Source organism: Pseudomonas sp. GW823-FHT02C02 (assembly GCF_058797635.1).
Genome location: NZ_JBXAJV010000018.1, coordinates 115933 through 138788, shown reverse-complemented (window position 1 = coordinate 138788; position 22856 = coordinate 115933). Strand labels below are relative to the sequence as shown.

Sequence of the window (22856 nt, the reverse complement as noted above, 5' to 3'; positions counted from 1 at the left end):
TAATCTAGAATGATTGGCACGTTACTCGATTATGTCCCATCCTTGAAGTCCAACTTGTCGGAAGCGTTGCGACAATGGTCGTCTGCCCGAATCGGGTAGGATTGGCGAAAATGTCGGGGCAAGCTCGAACAAACAAGGAAATCCCGAGTTGAAACTCAGTGATATCGCACAGTTGGCCGGTGTGTCCGTTACCACCGCCAGTTATGTCATTAATGGCAAGGCCGAGCAGCAACGTATCAGCAGTGCCACCGTCGAGCGCGTTCGTGCGGTCGTCGAACAACATGGCTTCACGCCCAACCCTCAGGCGGCGGGGCTGCGCAGTCGGCACACCCGCACTTTGGGCTTCATTCTGCCGGACCTGGAAAACCCCAGTTACGCAAGAATCGCCAAACTGCTCGAACAAGGCGCCCGGGCGCGCGGTTATCAATTGCTGATCGCCAGTTCCGACGATGCGCCGGACAGTGAGCGGCAATTGCTGCAACTGTTCCGCGCCCGGCGCTGTGATGCATTGATCGTCGCCAGTTGCCTGCCGGCCGGAGATGACAGTTATCGTCTGTTGCAGGCCAAAGGCATTCCGATCATCGCCATCGACCGGGTGATGGAGCCTGAGCATTTCTGTTCGGTGATCAGCGATGATCGCGAGGCCAGCCTGCAACTGACCCGCAGTCTGCTCGACCCGCTGCCCAAGCAAATCGCGCTGATCGGTGCCCGCCCCGAGCTGAGCATCAGCCAGGAACGTGCCGCCGGGTTCAAGGAGGCGTTAAGCGGGTTCAAAGGCGACGTGCTGATCGAGCACGGCGAATCGTTCAGCCGTGAGTGCGGCAAGCAGTTGATGGAAGAATTGTTGCAGCGCCTGGGGCATTTGCCGGATGCGCTGGTGACCACGTCTTACGTGCTGCTTCAAGGCGTGTTCGATGCCTTGCACGACTTCCCGCTGAAAACCCGTCCGCTGCGCCTAGGCACCTTCGGCGACACGCAGTTGCTGGACTTCTTGCCGCTGCCGGTCAATGCCATGGCCCAGCAGCATCAGTTGATTGCCGACAAGGCGCTGGCGCTGGCGCTGGCCGCCATCGAGCAGTCCGACTACCAACCCGGCGTGCAAGCCATCGCGCGGACCTTCAAGCAGCGTATTCGCCAGGACTGAACCGTGGAGCTGATTGACAGCCACACTCATCTGGATTTTCCGGACTTCGACGAGGACCGCACGGCGCTGCTGGCCGAAAGCCGCGCCCTCGGGGTACGGCGGATGGTGGTGCTGGGGGTTTATCAGGGCAATTGGCAGCGGGTCTGGGACTTGGTGCAGAGCGACCCCGACCTGCATGCGGCGCTCGGTTTGCACCCGGTGTACCTGGACCAGCATCGCCCTGACGATTTACTCGAACTCGGTGACTGGCTGACCCGCCTGGCGGGTCATCGGCAATTGTGTGCCGTGGGCGAGATCGGTCTGGATTATTTCATCGAAACCCTCGACCGTGAGCGCCAGCAGGCCTTGTTCGACGCGCAACTGCAACTGGCGGTGGACTTCAATCTTCCGGCGCTGATTCATGTGCGGCGCAGCCATGCCGCGGTGATTGCCACGCTCAAACGGTTTCGATTGAAACGCGCGGGCATCATTCATGCCTTCGCCGGCAGCAAGGAAGAGGCGCGCGAATACATCAAGCTCGGTTTCAAACTGGGCCTGGGCGGCGCCGCGACCTGGCCGCAGGCGCTGCGCATGCACCGCGTCCTCGCTGACCTGCCCCTGGAATCAGTGGTGCTGGAAACCGATTCACCGGACATGGCGCCCGCCATGTTTCCCGGTCAGCGCAACAGCCCGGCGCACCTGCCGGCGATTTGCTCGGCGCTGGCCGGCATCATGGCGATCAGCCCCGAGCGACTGGCGGCCGCGAGCACGGCCAATGCCTGCGAGTTGTTCAACTGGTAAATCAGCCCTGCACAAAAACCTGTGGGAGCGAGCCTGCTCGCGATAGCGGTGTGTCAGTCGACATCATTACTGACTGACGCACCCCTATCGCGAGCAGGCTCGCTCCCACATTTGATCCTTGTGTGTCGTCAGACCCGGAACGCGCTGATCAGTTGTTTGAGTTCCAACACTTGGGCCGACAATGCTCGACTGGCATCCTCGGTCTGGTGCGCCCCTTCGGCGGTACGTTCACCCGCGCGGTTGATCTCGACGATGTTCTGGTCGATGTCGTGGGCCACCGCGGTCTGCTGCTCCACTGCGGCGGCGATCTGTTGGTTCTGGTCGACGATCATGCCGACGGCACCGAGGATGTTTTCCAGCGCCTGCTGGACCTTTTCCGACTGCCCGACGGTGCCATCGGCCACCTGATGGCTGACGCCCATGGCTTTCACCGCCGCGCCGACACCATTCTGGAGCTTGGTGATCATCTGCTCGATTTCTTCGGTTGATTGCTGAGTGCGCTTGGCGAGGGTCCGCACCTCATCGGCCACCACCGCAAAACCACGCCCTTGCTCACCGGCCCGAGCGGCTTCGATCGCGGCGTTGAGCGCCAGGAGGTTGGTTTGCTCGGCGATGCTCTTGATCACTTCCAGCACGCGGCTGATGGATTGACTGTCGCTGGCCAATTGGTTGACCACCCGCACCGACTGATCGATCTCGCTGGCCAGTTGCGCGATGCTGCCCTGCTGGGACGCCACCAGGCCGCGACCGCTGATGGTTTCGTCGTTGACGCTGTGGGCACTGCTGACTGCTGCGGCGGCACTGCGCGCCACCTCAAGGGAGGTGGCAGACATCTGGTTCATGGCCGTGGCGACCTGCTCGATCTGCGAACGCTGCCCCGCCACCGCCTGGTTGCTTTGGGCAGAGACACTTTCGACTTGTCCGGCCTGGCGCTCGACCTCATTGACGGTCTGGCCTACCCGCTCGATCAGGTCATGGATTTTCTTCACGGTGCCGTTGAACACCTCGCCCAACTCGCCCAACTCATCGCGGCTTTCGGCCCGGAAGGTGACGGTCATGTCGCCCGCTGCAACTTTGTCCAGCGTCGCGCCCAGACGTTTGAGGGTGGTGCGGGTCGAGGCGTAGAAGCCGCCGTAGAGGTAGAAAATCAACACAAATACCACCGACAGCGCCACGGCCTGCAAGATCATGTGGGTGCGGTTCTGCTCCAGTCGCTGCTGCAACTGGGTGCCGAGGAATGCCAGGGTGGCTTCGTTGAGTTGGTAGGTCTGGTCCATCAGGCCGGTGACCTGGTCGTAAAAGGCCTGCCATGGCGCATCGAGGGTGTCGGCCATCACCACCTGTTCTTCAAACAGTTCACTGGCCTTTTTCAGCGAGGCCTTGCTGCTCTCGGCCTGGGCAGCCAGGGTGTCACGCGCCGCTTTGCTGGAGCCCAATGCATCATTGAGCTTCAGACCGTATTCGCCCTGGAGCTTTTCGATCTGCGCCAGCAGCTCATCAAATCGGGTGCTCGACGACGAATTCAGAAAACCTTGCCCAAGCGAATAGGAACCCATCGCCCGGCCGTCGCCCAGGATCTGCGTCACAGGCGGAGTGACGTTGGTAATGAGTTCACTGAGCTGACGCATGTCGCTCTGGGTATCGCGGCTGAGGCCGGCTTGACTGGCGATGATCTGGCTGAAAATCTGCGCGCTGCCGAGCAACTTGCCGATCATCCCACTTTTGCTTTGCAGGGAGTTTTCCGCTTGTTGGGCCTTGAACGCGGCGATCATTTCATCGCGCTTGCCATCGAAAACCGTGATCTGCTCCGGATCAGTGGTCATCGCCGTCAGCCCTTGCAGGCGGGCCAGAACACTTTGCTCCAGAGTGCTGATCTTCGTCTCGACATTACCGGCCTTGCCGGACTGGCCAAGGGTGACGTTGATTTGCACCAGGTTGTTCAGGGTTTCCAGATCACGCCGCAGGGTCAGGCTGCTGCCGAGCAGGTCGAGGCTTTGCAGCTCGACTTGTGTGCCCTGGAATTCACGATAGGAGTCGCGGACCAGATAGAAGTTGGTCACCAGCATCGGCACGAGGAACAGCACACTGATCAGGCTGAACTTCATGCCGAAGCTCAGGCGATTCATCAGCGCGACGGCGGGATAGAGCAAGCTCTTCACTGGAAGTCTCCCTTTTGATTCTTATTTTTATTGGCAGGCGCGGGTCGACGGCAGATAGCCACTATTCAGCGCTATCCCTGTATAGCTTAAATCGGCTGAGGGTTTTGTAACTTAAGGTTAACGGCAGATCGCCGGACTTGAGATCGATGATCATCTTGTGGCGAGGGAGCTTGCTCCCGCTCGTCTGCGAAGCAGACGCAATGCAGGCGAGCGGGTTTTCCTGACATATTCGCCTGGCCGTTTGAGGGCGCTGCGCGCCCAGCGGGAGCAAGCCCCCTCTCCACAAAGATGTTCACGCAAGACAGCCGTTGGTTTACGGAAGGACCGTCCACAACGCAAAACCTGCATACCAGAGCACCGCCGCTCGCAGCAGCAATTCCCAGATCCGGTCCAGGCTGTTGATACCGTCCGGTCCGACGACCGGTGCAGGAATTTCGCCAGCCACCAGGCCAACTTTCTCGATCAACTGGGCAGCGCTGATGTTCCAGTTCAGCAGTTCATGCAGCATGACGCGGCTGACCGCGACAAAATTTCCGACCAGCGCGAAACTGGCCGCCAACAGACGCACCGGCACCCAATCAAACGCATGACGCAACTGTGCAGCGCGCTCGACCACAGCAGGGTTCTGCCCGTGCTCTTCAGCCAGCGCCAGCAGCCGGTAGCTCAGTGCGGCGACCGGGCCCAGCACGAAGTACCAGAAAATCACCGCGAAAAAGCTCTGGTACGCCTCCCACAGCAAATGCCCTTCGACCCGCTCAAGCAGTTGCTCGCCGCTATCGGCGCAGATGTCCACGTCGCGCTTCGCCACATGGGCGGCGGCTTGCAGGTCTTCCCGGCGCCAGGCATCGCGAAACGGTCCCAGGCCGGCCAGCAAATCGCCGCGACCCAGACTGTAAATCACCACCAGCAGGTGCACCGGCAATGCCAGCAACCCGTAGGCCACCGGCTCAAGCACCACCAGCAACAAACCCAGCAGCGCCACCGGCAACAACACCAGCACCACCAATACCAGCCATGGCCGATCAATCAGGCGCGGGCTGACTTCAAGCTTGTTCAGTTCACGCACCCAACCGCCGTCACGTTGGACCCGATGGCGCAAGGCCGAGAATTTCTCGATCCAGACGGCCAACAGCAACACCAGAAAACTCATCGTTGTTCCTCTTGTTCCAAAGCGGCTTTTGCCAAGGCGGCGCGGTAGCGTGCCCAGTCGAACGCGGGTCCCGGATCCGTCTTGCGCCCCGGTGCGATGTCGCTATGCCCGCAGATGCGTTGCGCCGTGATCGCCGTAAATGTGCTTTGCAGTTGTCGGGTCAGAGTCGTCAACGCCTGATACTGGGCGTCCTCGAACGGAAGATCATCCGTGCCCTCAAGTTCGATGCCCACAGAAAAATCGTTGCAGGTCTCCCGCCCCTCGAAACTCGAGACACCGGCGTGCCAGGCGCGCTCAAGACAAGAGACAAACTGAGTGACGGTGCCGTCACGTTCGATCAGAAAGTGCGCAGACACCCGCAGGTCAGCAATACCTGCAAAATAGGGATGCTCCGTGACATCCAGACGATTCTGGAAAAATTCCTGCACCTTGCCGGTGGCGAACTGCGCTGGCGGCAGGCTGATGTTGTGGATCACCAGCAGGGAAATTTCGCCCGAGGGGCGCGCATTGAAGTTGGGCGAGCGGCATACACGCACGCCCTGACACCAACCGCTCGCGGGGTCCAACTGCATACAGGTTCCTTCAACGACGACTGTGTTGGCGCCCAGTATGCCGCGATAGGCCCTCGGGGCGCGATCACTTGCCGCGATTGAGACGCCGCAGATTGCCCAGCACCGACTCCAGGGCCCGGTCGAACAGCAAGGTATCGTCCAGCGCCCGCACCGCGCCACGGCGAAGTTCCAGGGCCAGGCCGGTGCGGCTGCGCTCCAGCACTTTCATTCCCGTGCGGTCGACAAAGATGTATTTGCCGGTGGAATCGATGATCGCTGCCAGCTTGCAACGCAGGGTGTTTTCATCGTCTTCCTGAAACTCGACCCAGCAGCCCGGACGCAGTTGATCGACCTGAAGCAAACCGGCATCGTCTGCCGGCAACCGCACAGACACCACATCGGCCAGGCCTTCGTCCGCCGTGTGCAGCACGATTTGCTGCAGCACTTCGACCATAACCGGCGGGTCGACGGGTTGTTCAGCCGTCTGACCCGGGCGCTCGAACAGTTGCACGTGCAAGGTTTCCAGCTCACTGAAAAACTCACTGGTGGCGAACGGATCGAACGCAGAGCTGCTCAATCCGTCGCGCAAGGCCTTCAGCAGCCCGGGCACCAGCGCCAACAAACGCAGGCCGGCATCGGGCTCGTCATGGCGCTGCACGCTCCAGATCAATTGCTCCATAGTCTGCACATCGGCCTGCCATTGCGCCGACGCATCACCATGTTTGAGGCAGGTCAACAACAGCACTTTGCTCCAGGCCTCCTGCACGAAGACCACCACAGCCTGGGGCAGCACTTTGCCCAATAACGCCTGATTCAGCGCCTGCTCGACACGCTGGCGAGCCAGTTCGGTCCTGGCGCGGCCTTCCTCGGCGTCACGGGTACGCTGTTCCAGCAGTTCGCTGCGGCGGCGCTCATCACTGGTGAAGGCGAGAAAATCCGCCAGCAATTCGGAAAAGATCGCCGGATCATCAACAAAGTCGTTCAACAGGCGCTGGACCACTTGCTCGATGCGCAGGTACAGGCTGTCACGCTCGTGGTCATCGCACTCCCCCCAGCCCATCGCGGCGGCAGCGATTTCGTTGAGCAGACGCCGGGCCGGGTGGCTGGCCCGGCTGAAGAAGCTCTTGTCGAGCACCGCCACTTTGAGCATCGGAATCTGCAACCGACCAATCAGCGCCTTGAGGGAGTCAGGCAGGTTGCGGTCATCAAGGATGCATTCGAAGAGCATGGCGATCAGGTTGATCACGTCTTCGTCAGCCACGCCGACCACGCGCGACTTGCCGCTTTTGACGCTGACCCGGGTTAGCAGCTGTTCGAGCTGGTTACGCAGATCGAAGTCGTCCTGGGTCGCCAGCGCCGGCACGTATTGCTGCAAGTGCGAGAGCAGGCGCAACAGGTCTCGGGTGGAAATGGGCTGTGTCTGGGCACTGGCTTCGAGGGTCGGCGCGACACTGCCGCGCACGTGTAGCAGCAGCTCCTGCAACGCGGCAAAGACTTCCTGCACGCCATCGTCGACCGGTGTATGGCCCGAGTGGATGCCGACTTCGATCGGTTCGGCATAGGCGCTGGCGGCGGCATGATCGCTGGCTCGCCGCGTGGGAGCGGGCTTGAGGTCGGGCAACACGCCAGTCGCGATGAGCAGTTGATTGGCTTCGGCGTACAGCTGATCAGTGCTGCTGAGCACGTAGCGATCGAATAGTTTGAGAATGATCAGCTTGACCTTGATCTCCACCCCCAGGTTGCGCCAGGCCTGCAAGAAATACTCGCAGAGCCGCGCAGGCCCCAGCGGGTTGTGCTCATCGTCCAGCGCCTTGCCCAGCAAAGCACTGAGTCGGGCTGTCAGTTGGTCAAGAGCGAACCCGTCGCGGCTCAGCACTTTGCTGACCATGGCGTCCACCGCGACGCTGCGTTCCAGATCGTCATTGGGCAATGCATCGGTTTCAAACGCCAATGCCTGAGGCAAGGCCGCCTGGGAGCTGTCGTGCTGCGAGAGGCTGACGAACGCCTCGAAGAAGTGTTCGAGAAAACCGCGTTCGATGCTTTTTCGCTTGAGTCGCAAGTCGCGCATGGCTTCGAAAAAGAGGTTCTGCTCGACATCGCTGCGGGCCCGATCAGCCATTTCGAACAGCGTGTCGTCGGCGTTATCAAACAGCTCCTGCAAACCATGCCTGAGCTGTTGAGTGGCCTTGTCGCGAACCTGAAGCAGAATCACAGGCAGGCGGGCGAGCGGCGATTGCGTCGCCTGACCGGTAGCCGCCTTGTGCAAAGGCACTACATTCCCGTCGTTGTGCATCCAAGCCTCCTGAAACGGTGATTCTGCGAATAGTCGTAAATCCAAACGAACGTCAAAGCCATGACGTCAAAAGCAAGGCGGATTATCTTGCAAAAGCGCTCCCGTGTACCAGCAGACTCTGTGCTACGTATCGAAATAGACGCATAGGAAAGACGTTGACTTAGTGCCGATGATTCAAGGGAATCGACCAAATGCAGGTTTGCAGGTGAGGGGAACGCCTCTGATGCCTTGGGTTGCCTCGCGCCATGGCCCTATAATCGGGCCACTTTGTTTGTGGAGCCCGTTATGCCGAATCTACGTCTCGCCGATTTGACCGCCGAAATCGAAGCCAACGTGCGCCGTGCGTTGCTCGAAGACATCGGCAGCGGCGACATCACCGCACAGCTGATCCCGGCCGAACGCCTGGCAAAAGCCACCATCATCACCCGCGATGCCGCGGTCATTGCCGGCACCGCATGGGTCGATGCCGTTTTCCGGCAACTCGATCCACGGGTCGCGGTGCACTGGCAGGTGCGTGACGGCGAACGGGTGAAACCCAATCAGGCGCTGTTTCACCTCGAGGGCCCGGCACGCTCGCTGCTGACCGGCGAACGCTGCGCACTGAATTTCCTGCAATTGCTCTCGGGCGTGGCCACGCGCGCGCAATACCTGGCGGATTTTGTCGCCGAGACCCAGGTGAAGCTGCTCGACACCCGTAAAACTCTGCCAGGGCTGCGTCTGGCGCAGAAGTACGCCGTGACCTGCGGCGGTTGCCATAACCACCGCATCGGCCTGTACGACGCCTTCCTGATCAAGGAAAACCACATCGCCGCCTGCGGTGGCATTCCTGACGCCATCAACGCCGCGCACAAGATCGCCCCGGGCAAGCCGGTCGAGATTGAAGTGGAAAGCCTGGCGGAATTGAAAGAAGCCCTGGCGGCGGGTGCCGACATCATCATGCTCGATGAGTTGAGCCTGGATGACATGCGTGAAGCCGTGCGCCTGAACGCGGGCAAGGCGAAACTGGAAGCCAGCGGTGGTATCAACGAAAACACGCTGCTGCCGATCGCCGAAACCGGGGTGGATTACATTTCGATTGGTGCGATGACCAAGGATGTGAAGGCTGTCGACCTGTCGATGCGCTTAAGCCTCTAAAACGCAGCTTCGAGCGGCAAGCTCCAAGTTTCAAGCAGTTTTGCTTGTACTTGCAGCTTACCGCTTGAAGCCTGAAGCTGCTCTCAAACCACCAGATTGTTCATCTCGCAGTACTCTTCCCACTCGACCCCTAACACCTCGGCCGCCTCCTTGTGCAGCACCAGGCGCGCAGCCTCGAACTCTTCAGGGGTCGAGGTGTACTTGAGCGTCAGTTCCCATGGCTGCAAGCCCTGGGACTCCGCCTCATCCTCGAACGCCCACTGGATCTGGTCTTTTTGATCGTCGGCCGGCAGGTCCTTGATCTCGTCGGCTAGCTGGGGCGACTCCTGCAGGTACTTTTTCAGCGCTTCTTTGTGTCTGGCTTCTTGGGTCAATTCTTTAACGGTCATGGCGTTCTCGCTGATCTGGGGAATGGAAGATGGATCTGGATCATCAAGGATCTCTCTGACGCAAAAAACCGTGTGAAGCCCGGTTTGTCTGGCCTTCAGAACCATTCGGGGATCATCTGAAAACTGCAAAGTGGTACGTGTGCAACGTCCGAATATAGGACGTTTGGTCGACGATTTATATGGACTTTTACATCAAATCTACAAAAAAACCGTTGATCGGCCTTTCTGAAAATTTTCCCTCGCTACCCAGGAACAACGTTCAAAAGGTAAAGTCATAGCGATGTGCCATATAGGCACTTCACAAGGAATCGGTGATGCGCAATTTTCCCAAGCTTCCATCTACCCTGTTTGCAACCAGCATGGCGGCCCTTCTTCTCGGCAGCCTGGCAATGCCCGATTCGGCTCAAGCCGGTCTGGAGTACAAATTCGACAGCGCAAACTCTTCCGATAAATTTTTGGTTTTCCACAACTATTACGGCACAGACGTGATGGTCAAATCAGGCCTCAGTATCGAAGACGTGGAAAAATTACAAAGAATGGTTAAAACCGATACGGCAGATCTTGAAGAGCTGAAGAAAACCGTCAGTACACAGGCGCGGCTCATCGAAGAGTTGAAAAAGAACACGGTGTCCGGTTCGAATTCGACTGCCAGCGAAGTGGATAAACTCAAGCGCACCGTCAGTGATCAGGACACGGCGCTGAAAAACCTCGCCAAGGCCATGGACGAGTTCAAACGCAACAGTGGTTCGAGCGCCAGTTCCAGCGCCAGCGAAGTGAACGAGCTGAAACGCACGGTCAGCGAACAGAACACCGGTTTGGTCAACCTTGCCAAGGCCGTGGACGAGCTCAAACGTAACAGCAGCTCGAATTCCAGCTCCAGTTCCAGCGAAGTCAGCGACCTCAAGCGTACGGTCAGCGAACAGGACAACGGACTGAAAAAGCTCGCCAGCCAGATGGACGACCTCAAGCGCAGCAGCAGCTCGAATTCCAGCTCAAGCGCAAGCTCTAGCTCAAGCGAAGTGAGTGATCTGAAGCGCGCGGTGAGCGAACAGGAAAACGGTCTGAAAAAGCTCGCCAGTCAGATGGACGATCTGAAGCGCAGCAGCGGCGGCTCGAACTCCAGTTCAAGTTCAAGCTCCAGCGAAGTGAACGACCTCAAGCGTACCGTCAATGAACAGGAAAACGACTTGAAAAGGCTTGCCAGCCAGGTGGAAGACCTCAAGCGCAGCGCCGGATCGAGTTCCAGCTCGAGCTCCAGCGACCTGTCCAGCCTTAAGCGGGAAGTCAGCGATCAAGACAACCAACTGGATCAGCTGAAACGCACCGTGGAAGATTTGAGCAGAAAGGTGAAATAACAGGGGGAATGGTGCCCGAGACAGGAATCGAACCTGCGACCTTCGCGTTACGAGTGCGCTGCTCTACCGGCTGAGCTACACGGGCGGTGGGCTAAACCTAGCACCGGGTTCGAAAGCCAGCAACTTCACCCCCTGTTTCACAGACAAAAAAATGCCCCGCAGCTTTCACTGCGGGGCATTTTTTATAACGTTGAAGCAATCAAGCGGGGGTGATTAAACGCCCGACGCCTTGGCCGCTGCTACGTCTTTGATGGACAGTTTGATACGGCCGCGGTTGTCCACGTCCAGTACCAGTACTTCCACTTCCTGGCCTTCTTTCAGGATGTCGGTCACTTTCTCAACGCGAGCATCGCTCAGCATCGAGATGTGTACCAGACCGTCCTTGCCAGGCAGGATGTTGACGAATGCGCCGAAGTCGACGATGCGCTCAACCTTACCAACGTAGATCTTGCCGATTTCAGCTTCCGCGGTGATGCCCAGAACGCGCTGACGTGCTGCTTCAGCCGCTTCCTTGGTTTCGCCGAAGATCTTGATCGAGCCGTCGTCTTCGATGTCGATCGAAGCCTTGGTCTCTTCACAGATCGCACGAATGGTCGCGCCGCCTTTACCGATGACATCACGGATTTTGTCGGTGTCGATTTTCATCGCGATCATGGTCGGAGCATTTTCCGACAGTTCGGTGCGGGACTGACCAATGATCTGGTTCATCTGACCGAGGATGTTCAGGCGCGCTTCCAGGGCTTGGCCCAGAGCGATTTCCATGATTTCTTCGGTGATGCCTTTGATCTTGATGTCCATCTGCAGCGCGGTAACACCTTTGGCGGTACCGGCTACTTTGAAGTCCATGTCGCCCAGGTGGTCTTCGTCACCCAGGATGTCGGTCAGGACGGCGAACTTCTCGCCTTCTTTAACCAGACCCATGGCGATACCGGCAACCGGTGCCTTCATCGGAACGCCGGCGTCCATCAGAGCCAGGGAAGCGCCGCAAACGGAAGCCATCGAGCTCGAACCGTTGGATTCGGTGATTTCCGACACAACACGAATGGTGTATGGGAACACATCGGCAGCAGGCAGCATGGCTGCAATCGAACGACGGGCCAGACGGCCGTGACCGATTTCGCGACGGCCAGCGCCACCCATGCGACCACACTCACCTACCGAGAACGGAGGGAAGTTGTAGTGCAGCATGAACGGGTCTTTTTTCTCGCCTTCCAGGGTGTCCAGCAGCTGTGCGTCACGGGCGGTGCCCAGTGTTGCAACAACCAGCGCCTGGGTTTCGCCACGGGTGAACAGAGCCGAACCGTGAGTCTTTGGCAGAACACCGACTTCGATGTTCAAAGGACGTACAGTCTTGGTGTCGCGACCGTCGATACGTGGCTTGCCGTTTACGATGTTTTCGCGAACGGTGCGGTATTCGATTTCGCCGAAAGCGGCTTTGACTTCGCTGGACGAAGGCTGGCCTTCTTCACCGGACAGCTTGGCAACTACTTGGTCTTTCAGCTCACCCAGGCGAGCGTAACGGTCGGCCTTGATGGTGATGGTGTAAGCCTGGGAGATCGCGTCGCCGAACTCGGCACGTATAGCGCCCAGCAGAGCAGTGGCTTCTGGCTGTGGAGCCCAGGTCCAGGTCGGCTTGGCAGCTTCGGCGGCCAGTTCCTTGACGGCGTTGATCACCACCTGGAACTCGTCGTGAGCAAACAGTACCGCGCCCAGCATCTGGTCTTCGGTCAGCTCTTTGGCTTCCGATTCAACCATCAACACGGCTTCCGAAGTACCGGCAACGACCATGTCCAGGCTCGAAGCTTTCTGTTGTTCGTAAGTCGGGTTCAGCAGGTAGCCAGTGCTTTCGTGGAACGCAACGCGGGCAGCGCCGATCGGGCCATCGAAAGGAATACCGGAGATAGCCAACGCAGCCGAGGTACCGATCATCGCAGCGATGTCCGGATCGGTTTTCTTGCTGGTGGAAACGACGGTGCAGACAACCTGCACTTCGTTCATGAAGCCTTCTGGGAACAGCGGACGGATCGGACGGTCGATCAGTCGGGAAGTCAGGGTTTCTTTCTCGGAAGGACGGCCTTCACGCTTGAAGAAACCGCCAGGGATCTTACCGGCAGCGTAAGTCTTTTCCTGGTAGTGAACAGACAGAGGGAAGAAGCCCTTGCCTGGATCGGCTTGCTTGGCGCCGACCACAGTCACCAACACGCTGACGTCGTCGTCAACGGTGACCAATACTGCGCCGGAGGCCTGACGGGCGATACGGCCAGTCTCGAGGGTAACGGTCGACTGACCGAACTGGAATTTTTTGATTACCGGGTTCACGGTGTCCTACCTTCTTTTGTGGCTCTTGGGGAACTTGTCTTCTTGCGAAATTCTTGGGCAATGTCGGGAATCGGCCCAACGCCTGTCCAGGGTAAAACGACTATCCAGATAAAACTTGAGGCTGGGAGCCTGCCATGTGCCAGCGGGAAACCCACTGGCGCACGACAGACAACCAACCTCTAGCGCAATCGCTTATTAGCGACGCAGACCCAGGCGACCGATCAGAGCCTGATAACGACCCAGATCCTTGCCTTTCAGGTAGTCCAGCAGCTTACGACGCTGGTTAACCATGCGGATCAGACCACGACGGGAGTGGTGATCTTTACCGTTGGCCTTGAAGTGACCTTGCAGCTTGTTGATGTTGTGGGTCAGCAGTGCAACTTGCACTTCTGGCGAACCAGTGTCACCAACAGCTTGCTGGTAGTCAGCTACGATTTGAGCTTTTTCTTGAACGTCGAGAGCCATGAGGCAATCCTTTTATCAGGAAACTGTTTCAAAGAAACAGCTTCAACAGGCCAGGGACAAATCCCTGTATCTAAAAATGAGTAGTGACCGTGCCTGTTAACAGCCACCCTCGTCCGGTCATTCTGACCGAATCAGTCGACGTGGCGCGATGCGCCCGTCTTCGCTCACTTCACCGATACCGATGAAGCGACCGTTGTGATCCTGTACCCGTACCATGCCGAACTTCGGTGCATCCGGGGCTCGTACCGGTTGGCCGTTAAGCCAGTAGAACGAACTGTGCTCCGAGAACTGCAACAGTGGCCAATCCAGAAGGCCGCTGTCCGATGGCATCAGGAAGCGGTCGACCGCTTCGTTGCCGCCTTCGGCATGTACCGCTTCCAACTCTTCAAGCGTGACCGTCTGCGCCAGCGTGAAAGGCCCGGCCTGGGTACGTCGCAATTCAGCCACGTAAGCGCCACAACCGAGTTGCTCACCGATATCCTCCACCAGGGTGCGAATATAGGTGCCTTTGCTGCAATCCACCGCAAGCCGCGCAGTATCACCTTCAAAGGCCAGCAATTCCAAGCGCGCAATAGTAACAGAACGCGGTTCACGCTCCACTACTTCGCCTGCACGGGCCAGCTTGTACAGCGGCTGGCCATCACGCTTGAGCGCCGAGTACATCGGCGGTATCTGACTGATTTGCCCGCGAAAATTCGGCAGAACAGCTTCGACATCTGCGCGACCAACGGTCACCGGACGCTCCTGCAAAACTTCACCCTCGGCATCGGCCGTGGTGGTGGTCTTGCCCAGTTGCGCCAGGGTTTCGTAACCCTTGTCGGAATCGAGCAGGTACTGCGAGAACTTGGTGGCCTCACCGAAGCACAACGGCAACACGCCGGTGGCCAGCGGATCGAGACTGCCGGTGTGACCGGCTTTCTCGGCGTTCAGCAGCCAGCGAACCTTCTGCAACGCGGCGTTGGAGGTGAACCCCAATGGCTTGTCGAGCAGAATGATACCGCTGACGTTACGACGGATACGTTTGACCTGAGCCACCGATTACTCCTTGGCGTCTTCGGGTTCAGCCGCTACCGGGTGCTGATTGTCTTCAGCCACCGCACGCTCGATCAGGGCCGACAGGTGCGCGCCACGCACGACGCTTTCGTCGTAGTGGAAGTGCAACTGCGGAACGCTGCGCAACTTCATTTCACGAGCCAACTGCATGCGCAGGAAACCGGCGGCTGAGTTGAGCACCTTGATGCTTTGCGCGATGTCTTCGGCGTTGTCCTGGCCCATCACGGTGATGAAGATCTTGGCGTGACCGACGTCACGGCTGACTTCAACAGCGGTAATGGTGACCAGACCGACGCGCGGGTCTTTGACTTCACGACGGATCAGCTGTGCCAGCTCACGCTGCATCTGATCGCCGATACGTTGGGTACGGCTGTATTCTTTTGCCATGTCTTGTTACCTGTTACTGCCCCACGGTGAAACCCGAGGGGTCTGAAAGCGGCAAACGCCCGGCCTGACAAAAGCCAGACCGGGCGTTGCGTTTAGAGTCCTGACGCGGTGCCGCGCATTTGCATGCGGCGGCTTGGCGTGGCCCTTGAAGTGCGCGAGTTAGAGGCTGCGAGCAACCTGAACCTTCTCGAAGACTTCGATCTTGTCACCGACTTTGACGTCGTTGTAGCTCTTCACGCCGATACCGCATTCCATGCCGGCACGTACTTCGGAAGCGTCATCCTTGAAGCGGCGCAGGGATTCCAGCTCGCCTTCGAAGATAACGATGTCTTCACGCAGTACGCGGATTGGACGGTTACGGTGAACAACACCTTCGATAACCATGCAACCGGCGATCGCGCCAAACTTCGGCGAACGGAACACGTCACGCACTTCAGCGGTACCCAGGATGTTCTCGCGAACATCGCTGCCCAGCATACCGGTGAGGGCTTTCTTGACGTCTTCGATGATGTCGTAGATCACGTTGTAGTAACGCATATCCAGACCTTCCTGCTCGACGATCTTGCGAGCGCCAGCATCGGCACGCACGTTGAAGCCAAACAGTACAGCGTTGGAGGCCAGTGCCAGGTTAGCGTCGGACTCGGTGATACCACCGACGCCGCCACCGACAACACGCACTTGCACTTCGTCGTTACCCAGGCCGTTCAAGGCACCGTTCAACGCTTCCAGCGAACCACGGACGTCGGATTTGAGGACGATGTTGAGCGTCTTCTTCTCTGCCTGACCCATGTTTTCGAAGATGTTTTCCAGCTTGCCGGCGTGAGCGCGAGCCAGTTTGACTTCGCGGAACTTGCCTTGACGGAACAGAGCCACTTCACGGGCTTTCTTCTCGTCCGACAGCACGCTCATCTCATCGCCAGCGTCCGGGGTACCGTCCAGGCCGAGGATCTCGACAGGGATGGAAGGACCGGCTTCTTTGATCGGCTTGCCGTTCTCGTCGAGCATGGCGCGTACACGGCCATAGTTCGAACCGACCAGGACCATGTCGCCTTGGCGCAGGGTACCGTCTTGAACCAGAACGGTTGCAACCGGGCCACGACCTTTGTCGAGACGCGATTCAACCACCACACCACGGCCAGGAGCCGAAGGCGTCGCTTTCAGTTCCAGAACTTCGGCTTGCAGCAGAACAGCTTCGAGCAACTCGTCCACGCCAGTACCGACTTTCGCCGAAACCGATACGAACGGGGTGTCGCCGCCCCACTCTTCCGAAGTCACGCCGTGAACCGACAGCTCGCTACGGATGCGATCGAGATCAGCGCCCGGCTTGTCGATTTTGTTCACTGCAACAACCAGTGGAACACCGGCAGCCTTGGCGTGCTGGACCGCTTCAATGGTCTGCGGCATTACGCCGTCGTCCGCTGCAACCACCAGGATCACGATGTCAGTCGCCTTGGCACCACGGGCACGCATTGCGGTAAACGCGGCGTGACCCGGGGTATCGAGGAAAGTGACCATGCCGCGATCAGTTTCAACGTGGTACGCACCGATGTGCTGGGTGATACCGCCGGCTTCGCCTGCAGCTACCTTGGCACGACGGATATAGTCGAGCAGCGACGTCTTACCGTGGTCAACGTGGCCCATTACGGTCACGACTGGCGCACGGGAGAACGTCTCACCTTCAAACTTCAGGGACTCGGCCAGGGAATCTTCCAGGGCGGTGTCGCTGACCAGGGTCACTTTGTGGCCCAGTTCTTCGGCTACCAGTTGAGCAGTTTCCTGATCAAGCACCTGGTTGATGGTCGCTGGCGTACCCAGTTTGAACATGAACTTGATGATTTCAGCAGCCTTGACCGACATCTGATTGGCGAGATCGCCAACAGTGATGGTCTCGCCGATCTGCACATCACGCACGACAGGGCCGGTTGGGCTCTGGAAACCGTGGGCGTTGCGTTTCTTCAGCTTGGCCTTGCCGCGACCACCACGACGGAAGCCATCGCTTTCTTCGTCGGTAGTACGTGGGGCAACGCGTGGAGCAGGCGCTTTCTCTTTAACCGAAGCACGATGCGGAGCGTTTTTGCGCTCACCATCGCCACTGCCACGACGATTGTTATCGTCGGCGCGTGGTTTGTCCGGACGGCGCTGTTCGTTCTGCTTGTTGCGAACGTCAGCAGACGGTGCTGGAGCAGCGGCTACAACCGGCGCGCTTTCGCGTACTGGCTCGGCAACTGCAGCAGGGGCTGCAACGGCGTCGTTAGTAGCGGATTGCGCAGCAGCAGGCTGGCGACGCGCTTCTTCTTCGGCGCGACGCTTGGCTTCTTCTTCAGCCTTCTGACGAGCAGCATTTTCTACTGCGCGACGTTCTTCCAGTTCGCGTTTGCGCTCGGCTTCAATTTCTTCCGGGCTGCGCTGTACGAAGACTTTCTTCTTGCGTACTTCAACGCTGATGCTTTTGCTGCCAGCAACACGCAGGGTGCTGGTGGTTTTGCGCTGCAGTGTGATCTTGCGCGGTTCTTCCACTTTCGCCTTGTGGCTGCTCTTCAAGTGAGTCAGCAAAGACTGCTTCTCACTATCGCTCACACCTTCATCGGCGGCGGTGTGCGGCAGACCTGCCTCACGCATCTGCTGCAACAGGCGCTCTACCGGTGTTTTGACCTCATCGGCCAGTTGTTTCACCGTGACTTGCGTCATGCACTTCTCTCCTCAGGCCGCGCCTAATTACTCGAACCAGTGGGCTCGGGCGGCCATGATCAACTTGCCGGCACGATCATCGTCAATGCCGTCGATGTCGAGCAGGTCGTCAATAGACTGCTCGGCCAGGTCTTCGCGGGTAATTACGCCGCGCACCGCCAGTTCCATCGCCAGATCCTTGTCCATACCCTCAAGCGAGAGCAGGTCTTCGGCCGGATGGGCGTCTGCCAGCTTTTCCTCAGTAGCGATGGCTTTGGTCAACAAACGATCCTTGGCGCGAGCGCGAAGCTCGTTGACGGTTTCTTCGTCAAAGCCTTCGATGTTGAGCATTTCTTCCAACGGTACGTAGGCAATCTCTTCCAGGCTGGTGAAGCCTTCATCTACCAGCACCTGTGCAAGGTCTTCGTCGACTTCCAGCTCGTCGATGAAGTTGCGCAGGATGTCGCCGGTTTCTGCTTGCTGCTTAGCCTGGATGTCCGATTCGGTCATCACGTTCAGGGTCCAGCCAGTCAACTGGCTAGCCAGACGCACGTTCTGACCACCGCGACCGATGGCCTGAGCCAGATTGTCTGCGCCAACGGCGATGTCCATTGCATGGGCATCTTCGTCAACGATAATTGCCGCAACCTCAGCCGGGGACATGGCGTTGATTACGAACTGAGCCGGGTTGTCATCCCACAGGACGATATCCACACGCTCACCGCCCAACTCACCCGACACTGCCTGGACGCGCGAACCGCGCATACCGATGCAAGCGCCCTGCGGGTCGATGCGTTTGTCTTTCGAGCGGACCGCGATCTTGGCACGCGAACCCGGGTCACGGGAGGCTGCCATTACTTCGATCAGGCCTTCAGCGATTTCCGGCACTTCGATGCGGAACAACTCGATCAGCATTTCCGGCGCGGTACGCGACAGGATCAGCTGCGGGCCGCGGTTCTCGGTGCGGATTTCCTTGAGAAGCGCACGCAAGCGCACGCCAACCCGGAAGGTTTCGCGAGAGATGATGTCTTCACGAGCCAGCAACGCTTCAGCGTTGTTGCCCAGGTCGACGATCACGTTGTCGCGGGTCACTTTCTTCACGGTGCCGGAGATGATTTCCCCCAGGCGCTCGCGATAAGCGTCAACGACTTGAGCGCGCTCGGCTTCGCGAACTTTCTGCACGATGACTTGCTTGGCAGTCTGTGCAGCAATGCGGCCGAACTCGATGGATTCGATTTTCTCTTCGACTACATCACCCACCTGGGCGCCCGGGTGCGTTTCGGCAACCTTGCTCGGCCAGGTTTCGATGGCCGGATCATCCAGGTCTGCTTCTTCGACGACCGTCCAGCGACGGAATGTCTCGTAAGCACCGGTGTGGCGATTGATTTCCACACGCAGATCGACTTCGTCCTCGAAACGCTTTTTGGTAGCAGTGGCCAGGGCCAGCTCCAGCGCTTCAAAAATTACGTTTGCCGGTACGCCCTTTTCATTGGATACCGACTCAACAACCAGCAGTACTTCTTTGCTCATCGTACGCCTCGCCTTTCGCAAGCCATTGGATCCGCGGGATCCGCGTCTCAGTCAAAACTGGGAATAATGTTGGCCTTGTCGATCATATCGATCGGCAACAGGAACTCATGGTCTTCTACCTGCACCACGACGTCCTGCTCTTCTACACCGCGCAGAAGGCCCTGAAAGTTGCGTCGTCCTTCAAAAGGCGAGCGCAGCTTGATCTTCACTTGTTCACCGGCAAATTTTGCAAACTGCTCAATAGTGAACAGTGGGCGTTCCATGCCAGGCGAGGAAACTTCAAGGGTGTATTCAACGGCGATTGGATCTTCAACATCCAGGACACCGCTGATCTGACGGCTGACGATGGCACAATCGTCCACCAGCACACCGCCCTCTTTATCAATATAAACGCGCAACATTGAGTGGCGACCTTGAGCCGAAAACTCAATACCCCAGCATTCATAGCCCAGGGCCACGACCACCGGGGCCAACAAGGCCTGCAACTCTTCTAGCTTGCTCGACACCTGAACCCCCTCGTGCATGTATGTGCATGCTATGCAAAATAAAAAAATGGGCGAAACGCCCATCCTTGAAACGCCGTCGAACAGCGGCGTAGAAAGTGTCCAGCTAACAAAAAGCCCCTTAAAAGGGGCTCCTTAAACTGGTTGCGGGGGCCGGATTTGAACCGACGACCTTCGGGTTATGAGCCCGACGAGCTACCAGACTGCTCCACCCCGCGACAAAGCTGGGGCGGAAGTATACGACCGATCCTTGACAGGGTCAATGTAACCTTCCACCTACAAGAAAGCCCGCAACAGCGGGCTCTCCTGATAATTGGTACCGAGAAGGGGACTCGAACCCCTACACCCTATGGGCACAACCACCTCAAGGTTGCGTGTCTACCAATTCCACCACCTCGGCAATACTACGTTTGAAACCCTTCTTACTTTTGCTCTTGAGCTGGAGGCACGTCAGTCGCTGGAGTAGCCGACTTTTGCTCTTGAAGCACCGGTACATCATCAGAAGCCGGTTGTTGCTTTGGAACTTCCAACACTGCCGGGTTTGGCAAACCTACTTGAGTCAGCTGCTGAGCTTTCTCTTTAGCAAAGTAACCTAACCCTAAGCTGGTTATGAAGAAACCGGCGGCAAGTATAGCAGTAAACTTACTAAGAAAGGTAGAGGAACCTTGGCTTCCGAACACAGTATTTGAAGCACCTGCTCCGAAAGACGCGCCAGCATCCGCACCTTTACCCTGCTGCAGCAATACCAGAGCAACTACGCCCAATGCACCCAGCAGATGAAAAACGACTACGACTGTTTCCAGCATTTTTTCAGTTTCCCGCGGCGCGACAAATCGCACCGAACTCATCTGCATTCAGGGAAGCTCCACCAATGAGCCCCCCATCGATATCCGGCATGCCGAACAGTTCGACCGCATTGGCCGCCTTCACGCTGCCGCCGTATAGAAGCCGCACACCTTGTGCGACCTCAGAATTCTCTGCCGCCAACTGAGCGCGAATGGCTGCATGCACATCCTGCGCTTGTTGCGGCGAAGCAGTCAGCCCAGTGCCAATGGCCCAGACTGGCTCGTAAGCAATTACTGCATTTGCAAAGGCACCTACACCCAGCTCCTCTATGATACTGCCTAGCTGACGCCCGACAACATCTAGAGTTTTACCGGCTTCGCGCTGCTCAAGGGTTTCCCCTATGCACAACACCGGGATCAAGCCACATGCCTGCGCCGCTGCGAACTTGCGAATCAGCACACCGTCCTGCTCGCCCATAATCTGGCGGCGTTCGGAATGCCCGACAAGAACCAGGGAACAACCTGCATCCACCAATTGACTCGGCGCGATTTCACCGGTCAGTGCACCTTGCATGGCTTCCACCGCAGAGTTCTGCGCGCCGACCGAAATCGACTTGCCGTTCAAGCCATCAATCACTTGATTGATATGCAAGTAAGGCGGGAATACCGCTACATCAACACCGCTCGGCAAGGCCAGATGACGAAGGCCATTGATCAGCTCAGCGACGCTGGCGCGGGTACCGTGCATCTTCCAGTTACCAGCTACCATAGGGCGACGCATGCTGTACCTCGTCGGTCAAAGTGGGCGCAGATGTTACCCAACACAATCATGGCTGGCAAGCCGAATTCAGGCAGAAACTTCAGTAACCAGTTTTGCCAGCTCTTCGGCGTAGCCACGGACCTGTGTTTCGTCCTCGCCTTCAACCATCACCCGCACCAACGGCTCCGTCCCGGACTTGCGCAACAACACGCGCCCGCGGCCGGCCATAGCCTGGGTAACACGGTCGCTGGCTTCCTTGACCGCCGGATGGTCGAGCGGACTCGCGCCCCCGCCGAACCGGACATTGATCAGCACCTGAGGGCACTTGCGCAGCGCCTGACGGGCCTGAGCAAGTCCTTCCGAGCGCGTTTTCAGCGCCATCAGCACCTGCAACGCCGCGATGATCGCATCACCTGTGGTGGTGTGATTGAAGCAGACGATATGACCCGAGTTCTCACCGCCTACCAACCAGTTACGCTCCAGCAAGTCAGCGATCACATAACGGTCGCCAACGTTGGCACGCACGAAAGGAATCGACAGATCCGCCAGGGCCAATTCGAGCCCAAGGTTACTCATCAATGTACCAACCACGCCGCCTTGCAGCTTGTCGCGCTCATGCAGATCGCGGGCGATGATGTACAGCAACTCGTCACCATCTACGATGGCGCCTGTGTGGTCGACCATCAAGACGCGATCACCGTCACCGTCAAAGGCAATACCCAGATCGGCGTGTTCGGCCAATACCGCAGCCTGCAACTGCCCCATATGGGTCGAACCGCAATTGTCATTGATGTTCAAGCCGTTTGGCTGAGCAGAAAGCACAACGACTTCGGCACCCAACTCGCGGAACACGCTAGGTGCAACCTTATAGGTCGCGCCGTGAGCGCAGTCGATCACGATTTTCAGGCCGGCGAAGTTGGTACCGGTCGGCACGCTGCTCTTGCAGAATTCGATATAGCGGCCAGAGGCATCGTTGATTCGCGAAACTTTGCCGATCTTGCTCGACTCAACCACGGTCATCGGGGTGTCGAGCAACTCTTCGATCATCAGTTCGACTTCATCCGGCAGTTTGGTGCCCTTTCCGGAGAAGAACTTGATGCCGTTGTCATCATGAGGATTGTGCGAGGCACTGATCACAATACCGGCTTCAGCATGAAAGGTACGCGTCAGGTAAGCGATCGCCGGCGTTGGCATCGGGCCCAACAGCATCACGTCAGCACCTGCCGACGTCAGACCAGCCTCGAGCGCGGACTCAAACATGTAACCGGAGATCCGGGTGTCCTTGCCGACCAGCACCTTGCAGGCGCCCATTTTGCGGAACGCCATGCCCGCAGCCCAACCGAGCTTGAGCATGAAATCAGGAGTTATCGGGTATTCGCCGACCCGACCACGGATACCGTCGGTGCCAAAGTATTTTTTGCTCATAAGTGCT

19 protein-coding genes and 3 tRNA genes are annotated in these 22856 nt (G+C 58.2%); 4 read left to right on the top strand and 18 right to left on the bottom strand.

What is annotated here, in order from left to right; all coding sequences use genetic code 11:
* The first annotated feature begins 148 nt into the window (after positions 1–148).
* Positions 149–1144, top strand: coding sequence for a catabolite repressor/activator (gene cra, locus AC1ROI_RS27135; protein WP_010463461.1), 996 nt, complete (start codon positions 149–151; stop codon positions 1142–1144).
* Between the two features lie 3 nt (positions 1145–1147).
* Complete coding sequence (locus AC1ROI_RS27130) at positions 1148–1924, top strand: TatD family hydrolase (protein WP_010463463.1); 777 nt, start codon at positions 1148–1150, stop codon at positions 1922–1924.
* 128 nt (positions 1925–2052) lie between these two features.
* Here AC1ROI_RS27130 and AC1ROI_RS27125 read toward each other — a convergent pair whose 3' ends face one another.
* The 4 genes from AC1ROI_RS27125 to AC1ROI_RS27110 form a co-directional block, all read right to left on the bottom strand.
* Entirely contained in the window at positions 2053–2757 is a 705-nt protein-coding gene (locus AC1ROI_RS27125; protein ID WP_371857853.1) for a methyl-accepting chemotaxis protein, read from the bottom strand.
* Between the two features lie 1639 nt (positions 2758–4396).
* Complete coding sequence (gene ampE, locus AC1ROI_RS27120; protein WP_010463467.1) at positions 4397–5233, bottom strand: regulatory signaling modulator protein AmpE; 837 nt, start codon at positions 5231–5233, stop codon at positions 4397–4399.
* Complete coding sequence (ampD, locus tag AC1ROI_RS27115) at positions 5230–5805, bottom strand: 1,6-anhydro-N-acetylmuramyl-L-alanine amidase AmpD (protein WP_010463469.1); 576 nt, start codon at positions 5803–5805, stop codon at positions 5230–5232. Before ampD ends, ampE begins: the two co-directional genes overlap by 4 nt.
* 64 nt (positions 5806–5869) lie before the next feature.
* Entirely contained in the window at positions 5870–8077 is a 2208-nt protein-coding gene (locus tag AC1ROI_RS27110; RefSeq protein WP_102593600.1) for a DUF1631 domain-containing protein, read from the bottom strand.
* A gap of 285 nt (positions 8078–8362) precedes the next feature.
* On the opposite strand from AC1ROI_RS27110, the gene nadC reads away from it, so the two are divergent.
* The gene (nadC, locus tag AC1ROI_RS27105; RefSeq protein WP_102593599.1) at positions 8363–9211 is read left to right on the top strand and encodes a carboxylating nicotinate-nucleotide diphosphorylase; all 849 of its coding nucleotides are present in this window, start codon (positions 8363–8365) and stop codon (positions 9209–9211) included.
* Positions 9212–9294: 83 nt separating this feature from the next.
* On the opposite strand, the gene AC1ROI_RS27100 is transcribed toward nadC, so the two are convergent.
* Positions 9295–9600 (bottom strand): DUF6388 family protein, encoded by a 306-nt coding sequence (locus AC1ROI_RS27100; RefSeq protein ID WP_102593623.1) that lies wholly within the window; start codon positions 9598–9600, stop codon positions 9295–9297.
* 314 nt (positions 9601–9914) lie between these two features.
* On the opposite strand from AC1ROI_RS27100, the gene AC1ROI_RS27095 reads away from it, so the two are divergent.
* Positions 9915–10955 carry a hypothetical protein gene (locus AC1ROI_RS27095; protein WP_102593598.1) on the top strand — a complete coding sequence of 347 codons (1041 nt, stop codon included), beginning with the start codon at positions 9915–9917 and terminating at the stop codon, positions 10953–10955.
* A 9-nt stretch (positions 10956–10964) separates the two neighbouring features.
* On the opposite strand, the gene AC1ROI_RS27090 is transcribed toward AC1ROI_RS27095, so the two are convergent.
* The 13 genes from AC1ROI_RS27090 to glmM all read right to left on the bottom strand — a co-directional run bounded on the left by AC1ROI_RS27090 (position 10965) and on the right by glmM (position 22849).
* A tRNA-Thr gene (locus AC1ROI_RS27090) sits at positions 10965–11040 on the bottom strand.
* Positions 11041–11168: 128 nt separating this feature from the next.
* Positions 11169–13274: a polyribonucleotide nucleotidyltransferase gene (gene pnp / locus AC1ROI_RS27085; RefSeq protein ID WP_010463478.1), complete on the bottom strand. Its 2106-nt coding sequence runs from the start codon at positions 13272–13274 to the stop codon at positions 11169–11171.
* Positions 13275–13469: 195 nt separating this feature from the next.
* A complete protein-coding gene (rpsO, locus tag AC1ROI_RS27080) occupies positions 13470–13739 on the bottom strand; it encodes a 30S ribosomal protein S15 (protein WP_003176135.1) in 270 nt (89 codons plus the stop codon).
* Positions 13740–13856: 117 nt separating this feature from the next.
* On the bottom strand, positions 13857–14774 hold the full coding sequence (truB, locus tag AC1ROI_RS27075) for a tRNA pseudouridine(55) synthase TruB (protein ID WP_010463480.1): 918 nt from the start codon (positions 14772–14774) through the stop codon (positions 13857–13859).
* A 3-nt stretch (positions 14775–14777) separates the two neighbouring features.
* On the bottom strand, positions 14778–15179 hold the full coding sequence (gene rbfA, locus AC1ROI_RS27070; protein WP_007942872.1) for a 30S ribosome-binding factor RbfA: 402 nt from the start codon (positions 15177–15179) through the stop codon (positions 14778–14780).
* 159 nt (positions 15180–15338) lie between these two features.
* Positions 15339–17867: a translation initiation factor IF-2 gene (gene infB, locus AC1ROI_RS27065; protein WP_010463483.1), complete on the bottom strand. Its 2529-nt coding sequence runs from the start codon at positions 17865–17867 to the stop codon at positions 15339–15341.
* Between the two features lie 27 nt (positions 17868–17894).
* Positions 17895–19376: a transcription termination factor NusA gene (gene nusA / locus AC1ROI_RS27060; protein WP_010463485.1), complete on the bottom strand. Its 1482-nt coding sequence runs from the start codon at positions 19374–19376 to the stop codon at positions 17895–17897.
* A 47-nt stretch (positions 19377–19423) separates the two neighbouring features.
* Positions 19424–19882, bottom strand: coding sequence for a ribosome maturation factor RimP (gene rimP, locus AC1ROI_RS27055; RefSeq protein WP_010463487.1), 459 nt, complete (start codon positions 19880–19882; stop codon positions 19424–19426).
* Between the two features lie 138 nt (positions 19883–20020).
* Positions 20021–20097, bottom strand: a tRNA-Met gene (locus tag AC1ROI_RS27050).
* A gap of 96 nt (positions 20098–20193) precedes the next feature.
* Positions 20194–20279, bottom strand: a tRNA-Leu gene (locus AC1ROI_RS27045).
* A 22-nt stretch (positions 20280–20301) separates the two neighbouring features.
* Positions 20302–20685, bottom strand: a complete 384-nt coding sequence (gene secG, locus AC1ROI_RS27040; RefSeq protein WP_010463489.1) for a preprotein translocase subunit SecG — start codon at positions 20683–20685, stop codon at positions 20302–20304.
* Positions 20686–20689: 4 nt separating this feature from the next.
* Positions 20690–21445, bottom strand: coding sequence for a triose-phosphate isomerase (gene tpiA / locus AC1ROI_RS27035; protein WP_077747389.1), 756 nt, complete (start codon positions 21443–21445; stop codon positions 20690–20692).
* A gap of 66 nt (positions 21446–21511) precedes the next feature.
* Entirely contained in the window at positions 21512–22849 is a 1338-nt protein-coding gene (gene glmM, locus AC1ROI_RS27030) for a phosphoglucosamine mutase (RefSeq protein ID WP_010463493.1), read from the bottom strand.
* Between the last annotated feature and the right edge of the window lie 7 nt (positions 22850–22856).